General features: G+C 67.4%; 18 protein-coding genes and 2 tRNA genes. 7 read left to right on the top strand and 13 right to left on the bottom strand.

From position 1 onward, the window contains the following. Positions 1-4 precede the first annotated feature (4 nt). Entirely contained in the window at positions 5-1,636 is a 1,632-nt protein-coding gene (locus FL625_RS02415; protein ID WP_149587023.1) for an alpha-D-glucose phosphate-specific phosphoglucomutase, read from the top strand. Between the two features lie 107 nt (positions 1,637-1,743). Further along, complete coding sequence (locus tag FL625_RS02410) at positions 1,744-3,276, top strand: trimethylamine methyltransferase family protein (RefSeq protein WP_149587022.1); 1,533 nt, start codon at positions 1,744-1,746, stop codon at positions 3,274-3,276. 58 nt (positions 3,277-3,334) lie between these two features. Here FL625_RS02410 and FL625_RS02405 read toward each other — a convergent pair whose 3' ends face one another. Genes FL625_RS02405 through FL625_RS02395 form a run of 3 tightly spaced genes read right to left on the bottom strand, consistent with a single transcriptional unit; the run spans position 3,335 to position 5,528 of the window. After that, entirely contained in the window at positions 3,335-4,135 is an 801-nt protein-coding gene (locus tag FL625_RS02405; RefSeq protein WP_149587021.1) for a metallophosphoesterase family protein, read from the bottom strand. Beyond that, complete coding sequence (locus FL625_RS02400) at positions 4,132-5,040, bottom strand: diacylglycerol/lipid kinase family protein (RefSeq protein ID WP_149587020.1); 909 nt, start codon at positions 5,038-5,040, stop codon at positions 4,132-4,134. The genes FL625_RS02405 and FL625_RS02400 overlap by 4 nt, the downstream gene beginning before the upstream one ends. Before the next feature lie 26 nt (positions 5,041-5,066). Then, entirely contained in the window at positions 5,067-5,528 is a 462-nt protein-coding gene (locus tag FL625_RS02395) for a lytic transglycosylase domain-containing protein (RefSeq protein WP_235019284.1), read from the bottom strand. A gap of 302 nt (positions 5,529-5,830) precedes the next feature. Here FL625_RS02395 and FL625_RS02390 point away from each other — a divergent pair, with 302 nt between their 5' ends. The 4 genes from FL625_RS02390 (at position 5,831) to pgi (ending at position 10,237) form a co-directional block, all read left to right on the top strand. Continuing rightward, the gene (locus FL625_RS02390; RefSeq protein ID WP_149587019.1) at positions 5,831-6,415 is read left to right on the top strand and encodes an HNH endonuclease; all 585 of its coding nucleotides are present in this window, start codon (positions 5,831-5,833) and stop codon (positions 6,413-6,415) included. Between the two features lie 102 nt (positions 6,416-6,517). Further along, positions 6,518-7,972: a glucose-6-phosphate dehydrogenase gene (gene zwf / locus FL625_RS02385; RefSeq protein ID WP_149587018.1), complete on the top strand. Its 1,455-nt coding sequence runs from the start codon at positions 6,518-6,520 to the stop codon at positions 7,970-7,972. After that, positions 7,969-8,640 carry a 6-phosphogluconolactonase gene (gene pgl / locus FL625_RS02380; protein WP_149587017.1) on the top strand — a complete coding sequence of 224 codons (672 nt, stop codon included), beginning with the start codon at positions 7,969-7,971 and terminating at the stop codon, positions 8,638-8,640. Before zwf ends, pgl begins: the two co-directional genes overlap by 4 nt. 1 nt (position 8,641) lies before the next feature. Beyond that, positions 8,642-10,237, top strand: coding sequence for a glucose-6-phosphate isomerase (pgi, locus tag FL625_RS02375; protein WP_149587016.1), 1,596 nt, complete (start codon positions 8,642-8,644; stop codon positions 10,235-10,237). A 49-nt stretch (positions 10,238-10,286) separates the two neighbouring features. Here the strand turns inward: pgi and FL625_RS02370 are convergent, their stop codons facing one another. From FL625_RS02370 to FL625_RS02325, 10 genes are all read right to left on the bottom strand, one after another. Beyond that, entirely contained in the window at positions 10,287-10,640 is a 354-nt protein-coding gene (locus FL625_RS02370; RefSeq protein WP_149587015.1) for a RidA family protein, read from the bottom strand. Between the two features lie 61 nt (positions 10,641-10,701). After that, entirely contained in the window at positions 10,702-11,010 is a 309-nt protein-coding gene (locus FL625_RS02365; protein WP_149587014.1) for a hypothetical protein, read from the bottom strand. A 71-nt stretch (positions 11,011-11,081) separates the two neighbouring features. Continuing rightward, positions 11,082-11,155 (bottom strand) — tRNA-Gly (locus FL625_RS02360). Positions 11,156-11,229: 74 nt separating this feature from the next. Further along, positions 11,230-11,553, bottom strand: coding sequence for an ArsR/SmtB family transcription factor (locus FL625_RS02355; RefSeq protein ID WP_235019283.1), 324 nt, complete (start codon positions 11,551-11,553; stop codon positions 11,230-11,232). Positions 11,554-11,562: 9 nt separating this feature from the next. Further along, on the bottom strand, positions 11,563-11,766 hold the full coding sequence (locus tag FL625_RS02350; RefSeq protein ID WP_149587012.1) for a YgaP family membrane protein: 204 nt from the start codon (positions 11,764-11,766) through the stop codon (positions 11,563-11,565). A gap of 4 nt (positions 11,767-11,770) precedes the next feature. Next, positions 11,771-13,057 (bottom strand): NAD(P)/FAD-dependent oxidoreductase, encoded by a 1,287-nt coding sequence (locus FL625_RS02345; protein WP_149587011.1) that lies wholly within the window; start codon positions 13,055-13,057, stop codon positions 11,771-11,773. 18 nt (positions 13,058-13,075) lie between these two features. Next, positions 13,076-16,321 (bottom strand): efflux RND transporter permease subunit, encoded by a 3,246-nt coding sequence (locus FL625_RS02340; protein ID WP_149587010.1) that lies wholly within the window; start codon positions 16,319-16,321, stop codon positions 13,076-13,078. Beyond that, entirely contained in the window at positions 16,314-17,327 is a 1,014-nt protein-coding gene (locus FL625_RS02335; protein ID WP_149587009.1) for an efflux RND transporter periplasmic adaptor subunit, read from the bottom strand. Before FL625_RS02335 ends, FL625_RS02340 begins: the two co-directional genes overlap by 8 nt. A gap of 363 nt (positions 17,328-17,690) precedes the next feature. Then, positions 17,691-17,765: transfer RNA gene (locus FL625_RS02330), tRNA-Asn, on the bottom strand. A gap of 70 nt (positions 17,766-17,835) precedes the next feature. Beyond that, positions 17,836-18,714: an MBL fold metallo-hydrolase gene (locus FL625_RS02325; RefSeq protein WP_235019282.1), complete on the bottom strand. Its 879-nt coding sequence runs from the start codon at positions 18,712-18,714 to the stop codon at positions 17,836-17,838. Positions 18,715-18,758: 44 nt separating this feature from the next. Here FL625_RS02325 and FL625_RS02320 point away from each other — a divergent pair, with 44 nt between their 5' ends. Beyond that, positions 18,759-20,075, top strand: a complete 1,317-nt coding sequence (locus FL625_RS02320) for an ATP-binding protein (protein WP_149587160.1) — start codon at positions 18,759-18,761, stop codon at positions 20,073-20,075. Position 20,076: the final 1 nt, after the last annotated feature.

Below are 20,076 nucleotides of genomic sequence, written 5' to 3'. Positions count from 1 at the left end.
CGCCATGACCCAGATCGCAACCGTCGCCACTCAGCCGATCCCGGGGCAGAAGCCCGGCACCAGCGGATTGCGCAAGAAGACCCCGGTCTTCATGGGCCGGCACTACCTGGAGAATTTCGTCCAGTCGATTTTCGACGTGGTGGGGGCGGCCGGAAAGACCTTCGTCCTGGGCGGCGACGGGCGCTATTTCAACGACCGTGCGGCCCAGGTGATCCTGCGGATGGCGGCGGCCAATGGCGCGGCGCGGGTGCTCGTGGGGCAGGGGGCGATCCTGTCCACGCCGGCGGCCAGCCACCTGATCCGGCTGAACAAGACGGATGGCGGGATAATCATGTCGGCCAGCCACAACCCCGGCGGGCCGAACGAGGATTTCGGGGTGAAGTTCAACATGCCGAACGGCGGGCCCGCCCCCGAGGGCGTGACCGAGGCGATGTACAAGCGGACCACCGAGATCACCGAATACAAGGTGCTGGAGGCACAGGACGTCGATCTTTCCCGGGTCGGGCGGCACCGGCTGGGCGAGATGATCGTCGATGTGGTCGATCCCGTGGCCGACTACGCCGCGCTGATGGAGACGCTGTTCGACTTCCCCGCGATCCGCGCCATGTTCGCCGGTGGCTTCCGGATGCGGATGGACTCGATGTGCGCCGTCACGGGCCCCTATGCCGTCGAGATTCTGGAAAACCGCCTCGGCGCGCCGAAGGGGACCTGCGTGAACGCCGCGCCTCTGCCGGATTTCGGCGGCTTGCATCCCGACCCGAACCCGACCTGGGCCAAGGCGCTGATGGACGAGATGTTCGGCCCCTCGGCGCCCGATTTCGGCGCCGCCTCGGACGGCGACGGCGACCGCAACATGGTCGTGGGACGGGGAATATATGTCTCTCCCTCGGACAGCCTCGCGGTGCTGGCGGCGAACGCCCATCTGGCGCCGGGCTACGCCAAGGGCCTGAAGGGCGTGGCGCGGTCGATGCCGACCTCGGCCGCCGCCGACCGGGTGGCCGATGCCCTGGGGATCGGGAAATACGAAACGCCGACGGGGTGGAAGTTCTTCGGCAACCTGCTGGACGCCGGGCGCGCGACGATCTGCGGCGAGGAGAGCTTCGGCACCGGCTCCGACCATGTGCGCGAGAAGGACGGGCTCTGGGCGATCCTTCTGTGGCTGAACATCCTGGCCGTCCGCAGGCAGTCGGTGGCCGAGATCCTCGGCGAGCACTGGGCGAAGTACGGCCGCAACTACTACAGCCGCCACGATTTCGAGGCGATCGAAACCGCCAAGGCCGACGCGATGATGGCCGCGCTGCGCGGGTCGCTGGCCGGTCTTCCTGGGCGGCAGGTCGAAGGGATGACCATCCGCACCGCAGACGACTTTGCCTATACCGATCCGGTCGATGGCTCGGTCAGCCAGAAGCAGGGCGTCCGGGTCCTGTTCGAGGATGGCAGCCGGATCGTGTACCGGCTGTCGGGAACGGGCACCGAGGGCGCGACGTTGCGGGTCTATCTTGAACGCTATGCGCCCGGTCCCGATGGCCTCGACCATGATGCGCAAGCGGCGCTTGCCCCGGTGATCCGCGCCGCGCACCGGATCGCGGCGATTGCCGAGCACACCGGCCGCAGCGCGCCCGATGTCGTGACCTGAGACCGATCCGGCGTTTCCTGACCATCAGGGGTCGCGATCTGACCAGACCCGGTGACGGATCGCGACAAACCTGACACAACTGTCGAGTTTCGCGGGAGAGGGTGGCTATGGGTGAGGTCAGGGTCAGGTCGGGAAGGCAGGCGCGTCAGGCGGAGCGGGCGCACAAGGGGCAGGGGGTGGGCCGGCCCTATATCGTCCGCAACATCCCGACCTATGACGTGCTGTCGGAAGAGAACCTGGTCCGCATCGAGCGTGCCGCCGACCGGGTACTGGCCGAAACGGGGATCGAGTTCCGCGACGACCCGGTGGCGCTGGACCACTGGCGGCGGGCCGGGGCGAAGGTCGAGGGCCTGCTGGTGAAGTTCGAGCCCGGCATGCTGCGCGAGATCCTGAAATCCGCCCCGGCCGAGTTCACCCAGCACGCGCGGAACCCGGCCAATTCGGTGCGGATCGGGGGGCGGAACGTGGTGTTCTCGCCCGCCTATGGCAGCCCCTTCGTGATGGACCTCGACCGCGGCCGCCGCTTCGGCACCATCGAGGACTTCCGCAACTTCATCAAGCTGGCCCAGTCCAGCCCCAACTTCCACCATTCCGGCGGGACGATCTGTGAACCGACCGACGTGGCGGTGAACAAGCGGCATCTCGACATGGTGCTGGCCCATATCGTGCTGTCGGATCGGCCCTTCATGGGGTCCGTCACCGCCGAGGAGCGGTCGGAGGACAGCATCGAGATGTGCCGGATCCTGTTCGGCGCCGATTTCGTCGATCGGAACTGCGTGATCCTGGGCAACGTCAACGTGAACTCGCCGCTGGTCTGGGACGGCACGATGACGAAATCGCTGCGCGCCTATGCGCGGGCCAACCAGGCTGCGGTGGTGGTGCCGTTCATCCTGGGCGGGGCGATGGGGCCGGTGACGAACGCGGGCGGAATCGTGCAGTCGCTGGCCGAGACGATGGCCGGCTGCGCGTTGACCCAGCTGGAGCGGAAGGGCGCGCCGGTGATCTTCGGGAACTTCCTGTCGTCGATGTCGCTGCGGTCGGGCTCGCCCACGTTCGGGACGCCCGAACCGGCGATCGGGAGCCAGGTGATCGGCCAGCTCGCCCGCCGGCTGAACCTGCCGCTGCGCTGTTCGGGGAACTTCACCACTTCCAAGCTGCCGGACGGGCAGGCGATGATGGAAGGGACGATGTCGATGCTGGCGGCGGTCCACTGCGGGGCCAACTTCATCCTGCATTCGGCCGGGTTCCTCGACGGTCTCCTCAGCATGTCCTACGAGAAGTTCATGCTGGATGCCGACCTTTGCGGCGCGCTGCATGCCTATCTGGACGGGGTGAAGATCGACGACGACCAGCTGGCGGTCGAGGCCTTTGCCGAGGTCGGGCCGGGGAACCATTTCTTCGGCTGCTCGCACACGATGCGGCACTATGAGACGGCGTTCTGGGACAGCGAGTTGTCGGACAACGAACCCTTCGAGAAATGGGAGGCGGCGGGGTCCACCGACGCCGCGACCCGGGCGAACCGGCTGTGGAAGAAGCGGCTGGCGGAGTATGAGGCGCCACCCTTGGACGCGGGGGTCCGCGACGCCCTGCACGACTTCGTCGCCCGCAAGAAGGCCGCCGTGGCCGATGCCTGGTATTGATGTCCACGGTGGACATTTCCGGATACCACTGCAAATCCAATCGGTTGCCCGCGGACGTTTACGCTTTGTCAACCTCGTTCCATACCCCGTCCAGGCGCCGGTAGGTCCGGGCGGGGCCGGGCTCGAATCCGCGTGCTCCGGGCGGGGAGAGCCAGCTTTCCACCCTCACCACCCCCGGCGAAAGGCTGAGGAGCGCCAGATCGTTGCTGCCGGTCTTCAGCCGGGTGGACAGGGCGGTCCCGACCTGGAGGAACAGCACCCCGGCCGCCGTGTCGGCAAGGCCCATGTGCGGCATGTGGGTATGGCCGGACAGCACGATCTCGGCCCCGGCGCGGGCGAGGGCGGCGAGCGTCCCGGCGGGATCGGCGATATCGGCGGGCGTGCCGTCGGCGGCCGGGACCGGGGCATGGTGCATCACCGCCACCCGCCAGTGCCCCGTCGGCGCCTCGGAAAAGGTCCGCTCCAGTCGCCGGATCGAGGCGCGCCGCAGGCGACCGGATTTCCAGACCAGCGGATTTGCGGTGTTCAGCCCCTGCACCACGGCGTCGGGGAGGGTCGCCTGCGGCTCGGTCAGCGGCCCGAAGGCGCGCCGGTAGCGCGCCAGCGGCGCCAGAAGCCGCAGGGGCAGGTTGTGAAGCGGCATGTCGTGATTGCCGGGCACCAGCAGCACAGGGGCCGGCAGGCGGTCGAGAAAGGCGCGCGCCGCGCGGAACTGGTCGGCCCGCGCGCGCTGGGTCAGATCGCCCGAGACCACGCAGAGATCCGGCTTCAGCCGATGCGCCAGATCGACAAGCGGATCGACCAGCCGCGCATCGACCGTGCCGAAATGCAGGTCGGAAAGGTGCAGGATCCGGCTCATCCGGCCAGCTTGTCCGGCGGCAGGATGACCTGCAACAGGTGATCGTTCAGCCGGATCCGCAGCGGCAGGCGCATCTTCAGCTTCTCGCCGTCGAGCGCCACGGCGATGCGCCGCCGCCCGCGCACCGCAATCGCGATCCGTCGCGGGGTGGAGACGATCACGTCGCGCCCATGGTCCACCCGCCGCCGCACCAGCCGCCAGGCGAGGCGCAGGAATCCGAGCCGCGTCTGCTGATGCGCGAGGAACAGCACGAAACGGTCGTCCGAGATCGCCTCGGCCCCTTGCAGCCCGAACTGGTCGAGCTGATAGGCCGAGCGGGCGACGAAAACCATGGGCGTGCGGATGCTGTGCCGGGTGTCGTCCTGGTAGATCTCCATCCGGTAGGGTTTCTGAAAGCGCAGGATCGTGCGCAGCGAGGCCAGATGCGCCAAAAGGCGATAGCGCCCGAAGCGGGCATAGACGGCCTCGCGTTCCTCGAGGATCGCGGGGTAGAGGCCGATGGCGACGTTGTTCAGGAAGACGCGGCTGTTCAGCGTGCCCACCCGGATGTCATGCGGGGCGCCGTCCAGGATGGCACGGGCAGCGGCCTCGGGGGCTTCGGGCATCTTCAGGCCGCGGGCGAAGTAGTTGAAGGTGCCCAAGGGCAGGACGGCCAGCGCGACCCCGGTTCCGGCCAGAGCATGGGCAACGCCCGCCACCGTGCCGTCGCCGCCGGCCGCGACCACGATGCGGAAGCCGTCCTGCACCGCGCGCGCGGCCTCGTCCGCCGGATCGCCGGAAAAGGGCCGCAGCTCTGCCCGGGCGCCGAACACGGCCATGGCGCGTTCGACCGCGCCGGGGTTGCGTTGCGAGGTGCCCGATCGCGGGTTCGACAGGACGCAGATATCGGGTCGGTTCTCGGCCATGCGCCCCCCTGCCTGACCGGAGACAGCTAGGTGCGCAGACCCGTTTCGTAAAGGAGGCCCAGGCGCTTGGCCTCGTAATAATAGCCCTTGGCATACCACATGACCGCACGGTCCTCGGACCCGCGCGAGACCAGCCAGGCGCCGCGGAGATACTTGCCGGCATAGGTCAGGTTGGTTTCGGCATCCAGCAGGCCTTCGGGCGGGCCGTTGTAGCCCATGGTCCGCGCGGTCTGCGGATGGATCTGCATCAGCCCGTAATAGGGCCCGTTGCGGGCGGCCGGATTGTAGCCGCTTTCGCGCCGGACGACCCGGTGCATCAGGCTGCGCGGGATTTCGTGGAAATCGGCGTAGCGGTCCACCAGCGCCAGCATCTCGGGCGTGGCGCCGGGCGCCATCGGCGCACGGGTCACGGGCGGCTGTGGTGCGCGGCCGCAGGCGGCGAGGGCGGCGGCGGCAGAGAGCAGCATCAGGCGGCGGGTAAGGGGCATCGGTGGCTCCGCTGTGGATCGCCGTCTGATACCGGCGCGCGGCCGGCAGGCGCAACCCCGACCCGCGCGGATGGGGCCGGATTGCGCGGCAACCGGCCGGCCGAAGGGCGCGGGTCAGGGCCGCGAATGTCACCGTGATGTTACCCGGATCGGGCAGAAGGCCTGTGGAAAACCCGCAGCGACACTCTGGCGCTTGGGGGTTGCCATGGCGGAAACGCCAGATATAGTTTCGGCTGACGGGGCGGGACTCCCCGCCCTGCTGGCCGAACGGTCGACGGGCGAAGCGCGGAGTCTTTGACGGAATGGACGGCGATTTCAGAACCCAGTTCGTGCGCGATCCGGCGGCGCTGAAGCATTATCCGGCGCTGGTGCTGAATGCCGACTATCGCCCGCTCAGCTACTACCCGCTCAGCCTGTGGCCCTGGCAGGAGGCGATCAAGGCGGCCGTCCTGGACCGGGTGCAGATCGTCGCCGAATACGACCATGTCGTCCGAAGCCAGCGGCAGGAGTTCAGGATACCCTCGGTGGTCGTCCTGAAGGATTACGTCAAACCCCAGAAGCGCGTGGCCTTCACGCGCTTCAATCTTTTTCTGCGGGACGAATTCTGCTGCCAGTATTGCGGCGCGAAGGGCGATCTGACCTTTGACCATGTGGTGCCGAGGTCGCGCGGCGGGATCACCAGCTGGGAGAACGTGGTTGCGGCTTGCAGCCCCTGCAACCTGCGCAAGGGTTCGAAGACGCTGAAACAGTCGGGCCTCTCCCTGCGCCGCCCGCCGCGCGCGCCGACGGCCGAGGAGATGCAGGCGCACGGCCGCCGGTTTCCGCCGAACCACCTGCACGACAGCTGGATGGATTACCTCTACTGGGATGCCGAGCTGGAGGCGTGACGACGCCGCCGGTTGGCCCGGCCCGTGCTGACTGCTAGACATGGGGTCGGGCAGGCTGTAGAAGGCGCCCGTTAGCGCTAACAGCCTTCCGAGGAGAAAGCCATGGTCTCGCGCGTCATTCCGGTGGATGTCTTCGATCTGGTGATCTTCGGCGGCACGGGCGATCTGGCGCGCCGCAAGATCCTGCCGGGCCTCTATCGGCGGTTCGTGGCCGGGCAGATGCCGGCGGAGAGCCGGATCATCGGGGCGGCCCGGGCCGATCTGACCGATGAGGGCTTCCGCGACCAGGTGCGCGAGGCGCTGGCCGAGTTCGTGCCCAAGGCGCGGCAGGACAAGTCGGCGATCGAGGCGTTCATCGGCCGTCTGCACTATGTTGCGATCGACGCCACCGGCACGAACGGCTGGGCGGCGCTGAAGAAGCTGATGCGCGAGAACGTGGTCCGGGCCTTCTATTTCTCGGTCGCGCCCAGCCTCTTCGGCGACATCGCGCAGCGGCTGTCGGAACATGGCATCGCCGATGCCTGGAGCCGGATCGTGGTGGAAAAGCCCTTCGGCCGCGACCTGGCGAGCGCCAAGGCGCTGAACGCGGTGCTGGCCAGGCATTTCAACGAGACGCAGATCTACCGGATCGACCATTACCTGGGCAAGGAAACCGTCCAGAACCTGATGGCGGTGCGCTTTGCCAACATCCTGTTCGAGCCCTTGTGGAAGGCCGAATACATCGACCACGTCCAGATCACGGTGGCGGAAACCGTGGGCGTGGACGGCCGCGGCGCCTATTACGACAAGTCGGGCGCCATGCGGGACATGGTGCAGAACCACCTGATGCAGCTTCTCTGCCTGATCGCGATGGAACCGCCCTATCACTTCGACCCCGATGCCGTGCGCGATGAGAAGCTGAAGGTGATCCGCGCGCTGAAGCCGGTCCCGCCCGAGGACATCGTGCGCGGGCAATACGGGGCAGGGCAGGGCGAGAAGTCCTATCTCGCACATGCCGAGAATCCGCAGTCGAGGACCGAAAGCTACATCGCGCTGAAGGTCGCGATCTCGAACTGGCGCTGGCAGGGGGTGCCCTTCTACCTGCGCACGGGCAAGAGGCTGCGGGCGCGGGCCAGCGAGATCGCCATCACCTTCAAGCAGCCGCCGCATGCGATCTTCGATGACGCGGCCGGCTGGCACGAGAACGTGCTTGTCATCCGGTTGCAGCCGAACGAGGGCATGAACCTGATGGTGATGATCAAGGAACCAGGACCCGGGGGGATGCGGCTGATGCAGGTGCCCTTGGACATGTCCTTCGCCGATGCGCTGGGGGCCGAGGCCGAGGATGTGCCGGACGCCTACGAGCGGCTCATCATGGACGTGATCCGGGGCAACCAGACGCTGTTCATGCGCGGCGACGAGGTCGAGGCGGCCTGGGCCTGGACCGACCCGATCATCGAGGGCTGGGAGGCGCGGGGCGACAAGCCGCAGACCTACGACCCCGGATCCTCGGGCCCGGAAGATGCGTTGATGCTGATGCACCGCGACGGGCGGCGCTGGCGGGAGATACGCGAATGAACCTGGAAACCTACCCCGACCGGGATCTGATGATGCTGCGGCTGGCCGACCTGATCGCCGGCCAGCTGGGCGATTTCCTGCGCCGAGAGGGCAGCGCGACCTTCTCGGTGCCGGGCGGGACCACGCCGGGGCCGATCTTCGACACGCTGTCGGGGGTGGATCTGGACTGGGCGAATGTGGCGGTGATCCTGAACGACGAACGCTGGGTGCCCGAGTCGTCGGACCGGTCGAACACCCGGCTGGTGCGGGAGCGGCTTCTGCGGGGCCGGGCGGCGCCGGCGCGGCTGGTGCCGCTTTATGCGCCCGCCGAGACGCCCGAGGAGATGCTGGAGGCGTTGGCCGACGGGATCCGGCCGCATCTGCCGATCTCGGTCCTCCTGCTGGGCATGGGGGCGGACATGCACACCGCAAGCCTGTTTCCCGGCGCCGACCGGCTGGAGGAGGCGCTGGCGCCCGACGCGCCGATCCTGATGGCGTTGCGTGCCGAGGCGGCGGGCGAGCCGCGCGTCACCCTGACCGCGCCGGTGCTGCGCGAGGCATTCAACATCCACATCCTGATCACCGGGACGGAAAAGCGCGCGGCGCTGGAGCGCGCGATGACCCTGAGCCCGCAGGAGGCGCCCGTCCGGGCCGTCCTCGACAGCGCAACCGTGCATTGGGCGGAATGACATGAGCAAATGGGCTGAATTGCAGCGGCTTCACGACGTGAACAAGGGCCGCCATATCCTTGATCTGTTTGACGAAGGCCGGGCGGGCGATTTCTCGGTGACTGCCGACGGGATGCTGTTCGACTATTCCAAGACCAACATCGACAGCGCTACCCGTGCCGCCCTGGTGCGACTGGCCGAGGTCTCGGGCGTGGCGGAAAAGCGCGCGGCGATGTTTTCCGGGGAGAAGATCAACGATACCGAAGGCCGCGCCGTGCTGCATGTGGCGCTGCGGGCCGGAGACGAGGCGGTGATCCGCGTCGATGGGCAGGACGTGCTGCCCGAGGTGCGCCGGATCCGCGCCGCCTGCGCGGCCTTCGCGCGCGACGTGCGCTCGGGGGCGTTCCAGGGACAGGGCGGGCGGATCACCGATGTGGTGAACATCGGGATCGGCGGATCCGACCTTGGCCCGGCCATGGCAACGCTGGCGCTGGCGCCCTACCATGACGGGCCGCGCTGCCATTTCGTCTCGAACGTCGATGGGGCGCATATTCACGACGTGTTGCAAGGCCTTGATCCGACGACGACTCTGGTGATCGTCGCCTCGAAGACCTTCACCACGATCGAGACGATGACCAATGCCGACACGGCGAAGCGCTGGATGGCGGCGAAGGTGGCCGATCCGGCGGCCCAGTTCGCCGCCGTTTCGACCGCGCGCGACAGGACTTCCGCCTATGGTATTGATCCGGCGAGGGTTTTCGGCTTCGAGGACTGGGTGGGCGGCCGCTATTCCATGTGGGGGCCGATCGGCCTGGCGCTGATGATCGCCGTGGGGCCGGAGCGGTTCGAGGAGTTCCTCGCCGGCGGCCGGGCGATGGATGAACATTTCCTGACAGCGCCCTTCGCGGCCAACATGCCGGTGATGCTGGCGCTGGTCGGCATCTGGCACAACCAGATCTGCGGCCATGCCACGCGGGCGGTTCTGCCCTATGATCAAAGGCTTGCGCGGCTGCCTGCCTATCTGCAGCAGCTGGAGATGGAATCGAACGGCAAGCGCGTCGCCATCGACGGGTCGGACCTGGAGACGCACTCGGGCCCCGTGGTCTGGGGCGAGCCGGGCACGAACGGCCAGCATGCCTTCTACCAGCTGATCCATCAGGGCACTCGGGTCGTGCCCTGCGAGTTCCTCGTGGCGCGGCGCGGGCATGAGCCGGACCTGGTGCATCAGCACCTGCTTCTGGTCGCCAATTGCCTGGCGCAGGCCGAGGCGCTCTTGCGGGGCCGCAGCCTAGATGAGGCGCGGGCGATCATGGCGCGGAAGGGGCTGACCGGGGCGGAACTGGAACGGCAGGCGCGGCATCGGGTGTTCCCGGGCAACCGGCCCTCGACGGTGCTGGCCTACGACCGGCTGACACCCTTCACCCTGGGCCAGATCATCGCACTGTATGAACACCGGGTGTTCGTCGAGGGGGTGATCCTGGGGATCAATTCCTACGACCAGTGGGGGGTGGAACTGGGCAAGGAACTGGCGCTGGCGCTGCAACCGGTGCTGGAAGGCAAGGCGGGCACCGAGGGCAAGGACGGCTCCACGGCGGCTTTGGTCGAATTTCTGCGTTAGGCGGTGCCCAAGAATTTTCGTCGAAAATTCTTGGGCTTGGCGGGCGAAGTTACTTCAGCGCGGCGGTGACGATGATCTCGACCTTGTAGTCGGGGGTGGCAAGTTTCGCCTCGCCGGTGGCGCGGGCGGGCGTGTGGCCCTGCGGGACCCACTTGTCCCAGACCGAGTTCATCTCGGCGAAGGTCGCCATGTCGGCGAGCCAGATCTGGACCGAGAGGATCCGGGTCTTGTCGGTGCCGGCCTCGGCCAGGATCCGGTCCACCTCGGCCAGGGCCTGGGCGGTCTGCTCCGCGACCGAGCCGCGCGGTTCGCCGAGCTGTCCCGCGACCCAGAGGATGCCGTTGTAGGCCACGGCCTCGGACATGCGGGGGCCGGTGCCGTAGCGGGTGATGTCGGTGTTCATGTCTGTCTCCCTGTTGGCGTCGGCCGGCTGGTTAGCCGGTTCCGGCGCGGAACGGAAGCACCTAGAGCCGGCGGCAGTTGAACTGGTCGCCGGTCGCGCCCGAGATCCAGGTCAGGCCGGTGTCGGTGACTGCGGCAAGGATGATCATGTAGCCGTCGGCGAAGCGCAGCGTGTAGGTGCGGTCCTGCCGGCTGACCGACTGGATCGGGTAGGTCCGGCTGCCGTTGTTGTAGGTGGTGTTGGTGAAGGTGAAGGTCTGCACCCCGCAATCCCAGCGGCCGACGAAGGGATAGGGCTCGGAGGGGCCGCTGTCCTCGACGCAGGCGGCGAGGGCGAGGCAGAGGGGCAGGGCGAGAAGAGGGCGCGGCATGACAGGCTCCGGTGGCTGTGACGCGAAGGTCAACCGGCGCGGATCGCCTGTCAATCGCCGCAGAGAGGTGATGGAGCGGGTGAAGGGAATCGAACCCTCGTCGTAAGCTTGGGAAGCTTCTGCTCTACCATTGAGCTACACCCGCACAGCGCTCATTTAGCCAGTCCGCGCGGCAAGCGCAAGGCAGCAGATCATGCCGCCCTGCGGGCAGATGCTGGGTTAGCTTGCGATCCTGGCGCGGCAGAAGGTGTCGCGCAGTGCGGTGACGATCCTGGCCACCTCTTCCTGCGCCAGGCTGTAGATGACGCTTTTCCCCTCGCGCCGGGTCTGCACGATCCCTTCGGCCCGCAGCCGCATCAGCTGCTGCGAGACCGTGACGGGGCTGGCGCGCAGGGCCTCGGCCAGCTGGGTGACGTTCATCTCGCCATCGACAAGCAGGCAGAGGATCTGCAACCGACCCTCGTGCGACAGCGACTTCAGAAGCGCCACGGCGCGGCTGGCCTGTTCGGCGGTGCCGCCGAAGCCTTCCAGGATCTCTGCCATCATCTTCTCCTATTCGAAGGCGCAGCCCTTCTTGACCCCGAGCTTGCGGAACACCGCAGCGGCCGGACAGAAGCCGGTGAAGGACGACTGGATCAGGTTCAGCCCGATGAACACGGTGAACCAGACGAAGAGCGGCGAGACATAGACGGTCAGCAGGACGCTGAGCAGCACCATCACGCCGGCAAAGCGCAGAACGGCAGCATCGAGGGTCATGGACTTATCCTTTCGTGGTTTCCTTGAGTTTGTCGATCCCCAGCACTTTCAGTGCGAGGCTTTCGTAGAAGGGTTCAGAGGTGCCTTTCCGCAGCTTGCGGATGAAGTATTTCTCGAAACCGGCCTTGGCCAGATGGACCCATTTGCCCGACGACGACCAGTTGACGTTGCGCGGCGGGATCTGGGGTTGGGCCACGAAGGCGATGCCCCCGTCGCCGAAATCGGCCAGGCAGACGGCGTTCCAGGTGCCGACCGAGTCGGGCTCCTTGCCGCGCACGAGGTTGCCGATGTTGTGGGCGGTCGCGGTGACCATCGATTCGATCATGAAGCCGGTCTTCGGCACGCCGCAGGGCACGGGGGTCGGGCCCATCGGCGGGATCGCAACGCAGACACCCACCGCGAAGATGTTCCTGTATTTCGGGTTCTGCTGGTGCTTGTCCACGATGGTGAAGCCGCGCGGGTTCGAGAGGCCCTCGATCCCCGAGACGGCCTTGATCCCGCGGAAGGCGGGCAGCATCATCGAGAAGGCGAAGGGAAGGTCGCGTTCGGCCTTCACCGTGCCATCGTCGTTGATTTCCTCGACGAACATGTGGCCTTCCTCGACCTTCTTGATCCGGGTGTTGGTCATCCACTTGATGTGCTTCTCGCGCATCTGGCTTTCGAGAAGGCCCTTGGTGTCGCCCACCCCGTCGAGGCCGAGGTGCCCGATGTAGGGCTCGGGCGTGACGAAGGTCATCGGCACGCGGTCGCGCACCTTGGCGCGGCGGAGCGCGGTTTCCAGGATGAACAGGAACTCGTAGGCCGGGCCGAAGCAGCTCGCGCCCTGCGCCGCGCCGATGATGACCGGGCCGGGGTTGGCCACCAGCTTCTCGAACACCGATTTCGCCGCCTCGGCATGGTCGATGTGGCAGACCGACTGGGTATAGCCGCCATGCGGGCCGAAGCCCGGTATCTCGTCGAAGGCCAGTTCCGGCCCGGTGGCGATGACGAGGTAGTCGTAGCTGACGGACTTTCCGTCCACCAGCTCGATCCGGTTCTCCTCGGGGTGGAGCTTCTCGGCCGCGACGGGGATGAAGTCGATCCCCTTCTTCTTCATCGTCGGGGCGAGGTCCACCGTGATGTCCTCGCGGTCGCGCCAGCCCACGGCGATCCAGGGGTTCGAGGGCACGAAGTGATAGTGCGGATCCTTGGTGACGACCGTCACCTTGTCCTCGGGACGCAGCTGGTCCTTCAGCTCGTAGGCCATGATGGCGCCGCCAAGTCCGGCGCCCAGTACGACGACATGTGCCATTTCAGTCTCCTCTTCTGATCAGGCAGTGGTGGCGGGCGCCGTGCTGCCGGATGCCGTCCGGAAGACGCGGTAGATCGCCGGGATGACAAGCACGGTCAGCAGCGTGGAGCTGAGCAGACCGAACAAGAGCGAGATGGCGAGGCCCTGGAAGATCGGGTCGGCCAGGATCACCACCGCACCGATCATGGCGGCGATGGCGGTCAGGAGGATCGGCTTGAAGCGGATCGCGCCGGCCTCGATCAGGGTGGCGACGCTGGGCAACTGGCCCTCTGGCGTGGCGTGGCGGATGAAATCGACCAGCAGGATCGAGTTCCGCACGATGATGCCCGCGAGCGCGATGAAACCGATCATCGATGTGGCGCTGAACGGTGCCCCGAACAGCCAGTGGCCGAAGATGATCCCCAGGAAGGTCAGCGGGATCGGTGTGAGGATGACGAGCGGCAGCTTGAACGAACCGAACTGGGCCACGACCAGGATGTAGATGCCCAGGAGCGCCACCCCGAAGGCCGCCCCCATGTCGCGGAAGGTGACGAAGGTCACTTCCCATTCGCCGTCCCACAGAAGCGTGACCTTGCTTTCGTCCTCGGGCTGGCCGTGCAGCGCGATCGTGGGCTTGGTGCCTTCGGGCCAGTCCATCTTCTCGATCTGGTCGGCAACGGCGAGCATGCCGTAGAGCGGCGCTTCGAAATCGCCGGCCAGTTCGGCCGTCACCATCTCGGCATCGCGGCCGTTGTGGCGGAAGATCGGATAGCTCGCCTGATCCTCGGAGACGCGGATCACGTCGCCGAGTTCCACCACCCCGCGCGCGCCGGGCAGGGCGTTGGCCGGAATGGGCGTGGTCAGGAAGCGTTCGTCCATGACCCGGTCGGACTTGTCGCGCCCCACGACCAGCGGGATCGGCAGGCGCCCCTCGCCGCGGTGCGAGTAGCCCACCGTCTGGCCGCCGTTCAGAAGCGCGAGCGTGTCGAACACGTCCTGTTCCTGCACGCCGTAGAAGTCGAGATCGTCGGTCGAGATCGTGGCGCGCAGGCGGCGGGCCTGGGTGCCGAAGCTGTCGTCCACATCGACGATGAAGGGCACGGACTCGAAGGCCTGGCGGATCATCCGGGCGGCTTCGCGCCGGGTTTCGGCATCGGGACCATAGACTTCGGCCAGCAGGGTCGAGATCACCGGCGGCCCCGGCGGGGGTTCGACGACCTTCAGGCTGGTGCCTTCCGGCACCGGCAGGTCGGCCAGACGCTGGCGGATGTCGAGCGCGATGTCGTGGCTGGCCCGGTCGCGGTCGGTCTTGGGCGTCAGGTTGATCGCCACCTCGCCGAGCTGCGGTTCCTTGCGCAAGTAGTAGTGGCGCACCAGCCCGTTGAAGTTGAACGGCGCGGGCGTGCCGGCATGGGTCTGGACCGAGGTCACTTCGGGCAGCTGCATCACGACATCGGCCACGTCGCGGGCAACGCGGTCGGTCGCCTCGACCGAGGAGCCCTCGGGCAGGTCGATCACCACCGACAGTTCCGACTTGTTGTCGAAGGGCAGGAGCTTCACTGTCACGTCGCGGGTGTAGAGCGCCGCGAGCGAGCCGAAGGACAGGACGGCGGTGACCAGAAGGAAGGCCAGGCTGCGCCCCTTGGTCTTCAGCACCGGCCGCGCGACGGCGGAGTAGGCCTTTTCCAGCCAGCCGCCGTGATGGCCGCCGTGGATGTCGTCATGGGCATGTTCCCGCATGTCGGCGCGGCCGGCGATCTTGACCATCAGCCAGGGGGTGATGATGACCGCGACGAAGAAGGAAAAGATCATCGCGGCGCTGGCATTGGCCGGGATGGGCGACATGTAGGGACCCATCAGGCCGGAGACGAACAGCATCGGCAGAAGCGCCGCGACCACGGTCAGCGTGGCGACGATGGTGGGGTTGCCGACCTCGGCCACCGCCTCGATGGCGGCCTGCAGGCGCGGCTTGCGGCGGTCCATGCCCCAGTGGCGGTCGATGTTCTCGATCACCACGATCGCGTCATCGACGAGGATCCCGATCGAGAAGATCAGTGCGAAGAGCGACACCCGGTTCAGCGTGTAGCCCATGATCCAGGCGGCAAAGAGCGTCAGCAGGATCGTCACCGGGATCACGATGGCCACCACGAGCGACTCGCGCCAGCCGATGGCAAACAGGACCAGAGCGATGATCGAGACGGTGGCGAGGCCGAGGTGGAACAGCAGTTCGTTCGCCTTTTCGTTCGCCGTCTCGCCATAGTCGCGCGTGATGGTGATGTCCACGCCGTCCGGGATCAGCTTCGGTTCCAGTTCATGGACGCGGTGCAGCACCTCTTCGGCCACGACCACCGCGTTCGCACCGGCACGCTTGGCGATGGCCAGCGTCACCGCCGGACCCGAGACGACCTTGCCGTCCCCGGTCTTGGCCATGTGCGAGACGATGGTGTCGCTGGTGTTTTCGACGTAAGCCACGGTGGCCACGTCCGAGACATAGACCGGACGCCCGTCGCGGGTGGTGAGCAGGAGGTTCGCCACCTCGGCCGGCGCGGTCAGCGTCTCGCCGGCGACGAGGTCCACCATCTGGCCCTGATCGCGCAGCTTGCCCGTGTTCAGCGTGCGGTTGGCCTGGGCGACCTTGCCGGCAAGCTGTTGCAGCGTCACGCCGTACAGCGCCAGGCGGTCGGGGTCGGGTTCGATGCGGATCGCGTCCTGCGCGTCGCCGACGAGGTAGGTCAGGCCCACGTTCTCGGTCTTGGCGACCTCGGTCTGCAGCGTGCGGGCGATGCGGGTCAGGTCGTTCGCGGTGGCGGTTTCCGAGGACAGGGTCAGGGTCAGGATCGCCACGTCGTCGATGCCGCGGCCCACGATCAGCGGTTCGGGGATGCCGACCGGGATCACGTCCATGTTGGCGCGGATCTTGTCGTGGACGCGCAGGATCGCATCCTCCGACCGCGTGCCGACGACGAACCGTGCCGTCACCATCGCCGCATCGTCGCGGGTCGAGGAATAGACGTGTTCGACATCATTGATGCCCTTGACCAGCACCTCGAGCGGTTCGGTCACGAGCTTCGTCGCATCCACCGCCTTGAGGCCCTGGGCCTGGACATGGATGTCCACCAGCGGCACCGAGATCTGCGGCTCTTCCTCGCGCGGGAGCGAGACCAGCGCCACGAGGCCGGCAGCGAGGGCGGCGAGGATGAAGAGGGGGGTCAGGGCCGAGTTGATGAAGGCCTTGGTCAGCCCGCCCGCGATCCCCAGCGGGTGCTTGGTCCTCGGCTCACTCATGGCCCACCTCGGCGGCATGGGTCGCCTCGGAAGCAGGCAGCACGACATCGCCCGCCGCAAGGCCGGTGACGACCTCGACCATCGGGATGCCGTCGATCACATGGGTCTCGCCCGGCACGATGCTGCGCAGGGCCACGCCTTCAGGCGTCTTGAGGCCGACGAAATCGAGCCCGGCGCGGGTGACGAGCGTGGTTTCGGGCACCAGAAGGGCCTCGCGTTCGGCGACGGGCAGGCTGATCAGCATGCGCTTGCCGACGAAGCTGTCGGGCAGACCGTCGATCTCGACATCGGCGGTAACGCGGCCGCCCTCGATCAGCGGATAGACGCGGGCAAGCGTGCCCTCGCGGTCCTCGCCGCCTTCGGTGATGCGGATCTTGTCGCCGGCATCAAGCGCGGTGGCATGGCGTTCGGGCACGGCCAGACGCAGATAGGTGCCGCCGCCGCCGACCACGGCCACGATTTCGCCCGGCATCAGGACCGCGCCCTTGGTGACCGGCACGTCCAGCACCCGGCCCGCGACGGGCGCCAGCACGACACCCTCCTTCGCCTGCTGGGTGACGACGTCGGCCTGGGCGACCAGCGCGGCGATCTGGCCCTTCAGCACATCGACCTGGGTGCGAAGGGCATCCACCCGCTGCGTCGTGGTCACGCCGTTCTTCAGAAGGTCCTCGCCACGTTTCAGGTCGACCTCGGCATTGGCAAGCTGGGCCGACAGAGCCTCGCGCTGCGCGGCGATCGCGGCAAGCTGGAAGTCCAGCTTGTCATCGACGATCCGGGCGATCTCCTGACCGGCGGTCACCAGGTCGCCTTCGTTCACCGACAGTTCGACCAGCGTTCCGCCGATGCGCGAGCGGGCCGGGATCCGGTCGCGCGCCTCGACGCTGCCGTAGACGGATTTCCAGACCGTGACGGGTTTTGCTGTGACGGTGAACGGCTCGGCCAGGAGCGAACCGGCGGAGATAACGGCAACAGCCAGCAGGCTAGACAGGAGAAGGGGTCGGGACATCGGATTCGCGCTCGCGTTTGTCTGATGGGGTTCATATAGTAAATTTCAAAGCTATGACAATACAAAAATGATGCGGCGGAAGAGTTGGTCCCGGCAAGGTCGGGATCGGGCCGGAAAACAGCAGATCTGTCGGACCAGTCTGGACGGGTGGTTCGGTCGCATCAACCGCAAAACTTTCGGTGCGGCCGGATCCGAGGCCAAGGGTGCATCCGGGATGGCGCGCGTGGCCGGGGCAGACTGCGGCGGCGGACGTCGGCGAGGCGCGTCTCCTGTCCTCTCTGCCAGCGAAGGAGCGCATGACATGGACAAAACCGGGCGGAGGGAGACGTCGCCCGTTCAATATCCAATTAGATCAGGATTTTTTGGCTCCGGCGGTAGGGATCGAACCTACGACCAATTGATTAACAGTCAACTGCTCTACCGCTGAGCTACGCCGGAACACGGGGCGGTCTATAGCAAGGCCGCTTGGGGGCGGCAAGGGGCAAATCCGGGGAAAATGCGCCGGCGGTCAGGCAAGGCGGAACTCGGCGTCTGGGGCCAGGGAGGGGCGAGCGGTCACGAGCTTTCTGCTTGCCAGATCAACGAGATGCGCAAGGACATTGCGCGCGGCCGCAGGGAGGAGATGTGACGGGGTGCCGGCATATATGCGCGCGGTGAGTTCAGCTATGCGGGCAGGACCTTCGGAGAGCATCGCAAGGATCTGCGTCTCGCGCCCCTGACGATGCGCGATCAGCTCGGCCAGGCGCCGTGCCGGATCCGCGACCGGATCGCCGTGGCCGGGCAGGAAGCGGGACCAGCGCGCCTGGGCCAGCCGGTGCAGCGACGCCATGTAGTCGGTCATGTCGCCATCCGGCGGCGAGACGATCGAGGTGGACCAGCCCATGACATGATCGCCGGAAAACAGGGTGTCGCCGAGAGCGAGGCAAAGGTGCCCGCCCAGGTGCCCCGGCGTGTGCAGCGCGCGCAGGTCCCAGTCCGGGCCGGTCAGCAGATCGGCATCCGCCAGCCGCCGGTCGGGCGCGAAGCGAAGGTCGAGGCCCTCGCCCCGGACCGCGAGGCTGTCGGCCAGGCCCTGCATCACGCGACTGCGACCGTCAGTGGCACCGCCGAAGGCATGGACCGGGGCTCCGGTCCGGGCGGCAAGGCGCGGCGCGAGGGCGGAGTGGTCGAGATGGGCATGGGTGACCACGATCAGGTCGATCCGTTGCCCCGGGCCGACCGCGCCCAGGATCGCCGCCAGATGCGCGGGATCATCGGGTCCCGGGTCGATGACGACGAGGCCGCTGCCGCCAACGATCCAGGTGTTGGTTCCGGCCCCGGTCAGCGGAGACGGGTTCGGCGCCACCAGGCAGCGCACCGGCGGGTCGGAGGTCCGGGCGCCGGTCACGGTCTGCCGGCTTTCCAAGCCGCATGCGCGCGGTTAGGGTCGGGGTGATGTCGATCTTGCAACGTCTTCTTCCCAGAGGGCTCTACGGCCGGGCGGCGCTGATCCTGATCGTGCCGATCCTGGCGATTCAACTGGTGTTCTCGACCGAGTTCATCCAGCGCTTCTATGAAGGCGTAACCGCACAGATGACGCAAGGTGTGGCGATCGACTTGGGGTTCCTGATGGACCGGATCGAGTCGAGCGCCACGCTGGAGGAGGCCCGCGCCGAGGTCACGCCGCTGGCCGAGGCGCTGGAGATCAGGCTGTCGATTCCGGCCGGGCCGGAGGCCCCGGTCGCGGACCGGATGGCGTTCATCGACCTGTCCGGCAACACGATCATGACGACGCTGCGGTCGCGGCTGCCGGGACTGCGTGCGATCGACCTGACCGATCCGGCACGGAGGGTGTTCCTCCGCTTCGACAGCCGTTTCGGGCCGGTCGGGGCCGAGGTCAGCCGGCGGCGGATGTCGGCGACCAACCCGCATCAGCTGATCGTGCTGATGCTGTTCACATCGGTCCTTTTGACGGTGATCGCCTACTATTTCCTGCGCCGGCAGCTTCGGCCGATCACCAAGCTGGCCGAGGCGGCCGAGGCCTTCGGCAAGGGGCAGAGCGTGCGCTACAAGCCGCGCGGAGCGCTCGAGGTTCGGGCGGCGGGCCGCGCCTTCCTGGACATGCGCGCCCGGATCGAGCGCCAGATCGAGCAGCGCACGCTGATGCTGTCCGGCGTCAGTCACGACCTGCGCACGCCGCTGACGCGGATGCGGCTGGCCCTGTCGCTGATGCCGGAGGACCCGGAAGTGGCGGCGTTGCAGGAGGACGTCGCGCAGATGGAACGCATGGTGGACGAGTTCCTGGCCTTCGTGCGCAGCGACGCGACGGAACAGTCCGAGCCGGTGGATGCGGTCGCCCTGGTGACGGATGTGGTCGAGAAGGCGGGGGCAAGGGTGCGGCTTGCGGGTGTCGAGGGGCGGGCCGAGCCGGTGGAGATGCGACCGACGGCCATCCGCCGTGCCATCGAGAATCTGGTCGGCAATGCCCTGCGCTATGGCCGAAAGGTGGAACTGCGGTTGGTCTTCCAGGACCGCAGCCTGCGCATAGCGGTCGAGGACGACGGCCCCGGCATCCCCGAGGACCGCCGCGACGAGGCCCTGCGACCCTTCGCGCGGCTGGATGCCTCGCGCGATCCGAACCAGGGCGGAGGGGTCGGGCTGGGGCTGGCGATCGCCTCGGACATCGCGCGCAGCCACGGCGGTGACCTGCGCCTGTCGCAAGGCGAGGCGCTAGGGGGGCTGAAGGCGGAACTGGTGATCGCGCGCTAGG

The sequence above is a fragment of the Tabrizicola flagellatus genome, from assembly GCF_008271465.1.
GTDB classification, from domain to species: Bacteria; Pseudomonadota; Alphaproteobacteria; order Rhodobacterales; family Rhodobacteraceae; genus Tabrizicola; species Tabrizicola flagellata.
The sequence above is the reverse complement of the archived record's forward strand: the minus strand, read 5'-3'. Positions and strand labels throughout refer to the sequence as shown.

Bases quoted from the DNA above. Each gene is read 5' to 3' on its own strand.
- FL625_RS02415 (WP_149587023.1), top strand. From the start codon at position 5: ATGACCCAGATCGCAACCGTCGCCACTCAGCCGATCCCGGGGCAGAAG.
- FL625_RS02410 (WP_149587022.1), top strand. From the start codon at position 1,744: ATGGGTGAGGTCAGGGTCAGGTCGGGAAGGCAGGCGCGTCAGGCGGAG.
- FL625_RS02405 (WP_149587021.1), bottom strand. From the start codon at position 4,135: ATGAGCCGGATCCTGCACCTTTCCGACCTGCATTTCGGCACGGTCGAT.
- FL625_RS02400 (WP_149587020.1), bottom strand. From the start codon at position 5,040: ATGGCCGAGAACCGACCCGATATCTGCGTCCTGTCGAACCCGCGATCG.
- FL625_RS02395 (WP_235019284.1), bottom strand. From the start codon at position 5,528: ATGCCCCTTACCCGCCGCCTGATGCTGCTCTCTGCCGCCGCCGCCCTC.
- FL625_RS02390 (WP_149587019.1), top strand. From the start codon at position 5,831: ATGGACGGCGATTTCAGAACCCAGTTCGTGCGCGATCCGGCGGCGCTG.
- zwf (WP_149587018.1), top strand. From the start codon at position 6,518: ATGGTCTCGCGCGTCATTCCGGTGGATGTCTTCGATCTGGTGATCTTC.
- pgl (WP_149587017.1), top strand. From the start codon at position 7,969: ATGAACCTGGAAACCTACCCCGACCGGGATCTGATGATGCTGCGGCTG.
- pgi (WP_149587016.1), top strand. From the start codon at position 8,642: ATGAGCAAATGGGCTGAATTGCAGCGGCTTCACGACGTGAACAAGGGC.
- FL625_RS02370 (WP_149587015.1), bottom strand. From the start codon at position 10,640: ATGAACACCGACATCACCCGCTACGGCACCGGCCCCCGCATGTCCGAG.
- FL625_RS02365 (WP_149587014.1), bottom strand. From the start codon at position 11,010: ATGCCGCGCCCTCTTCTCGCCCTGCCCCTCTGCCTCGCCCTCGCCGCC.
- FL625_RS02355 (WP_235019283.1), bottom strand. From the start codon at position 11,553: ATGGCAGAGATCCTGGAAGGCTTCGGCGGCACCGCCGAACAGGCCAGC.
- FL625_RS02350 (WP_149587012.1), bottom strand. From the start codon at position 11,766: ATGACCCTCGATGCTGCCGTTCTGCGCTTTGCCGGCGTGATGGTGCTG.
- FL625_RS02345 (WP_149587011.1), bottom strand. From the start codon at position 13,057: ATGGCACATGTCGTCGTACTGGGCGCCGGACTTGGCGGCGCCATCATG.
- FL625_RS02340 (WP_149587010.1), bottom strand. From the start codon at position 16,321: ATGAGTGAGCCGAGGACCAAGCACCCGCTGGGGATCGCGGGCGGGCTG.
- FL625_RS02335 (WP_149587009.1), bottom strand. From the start codon at position 17,327: ATGTCCCGACCCCTTCTCCTGTCTAGCCTGCTGGCTGTTGCCGTTATC.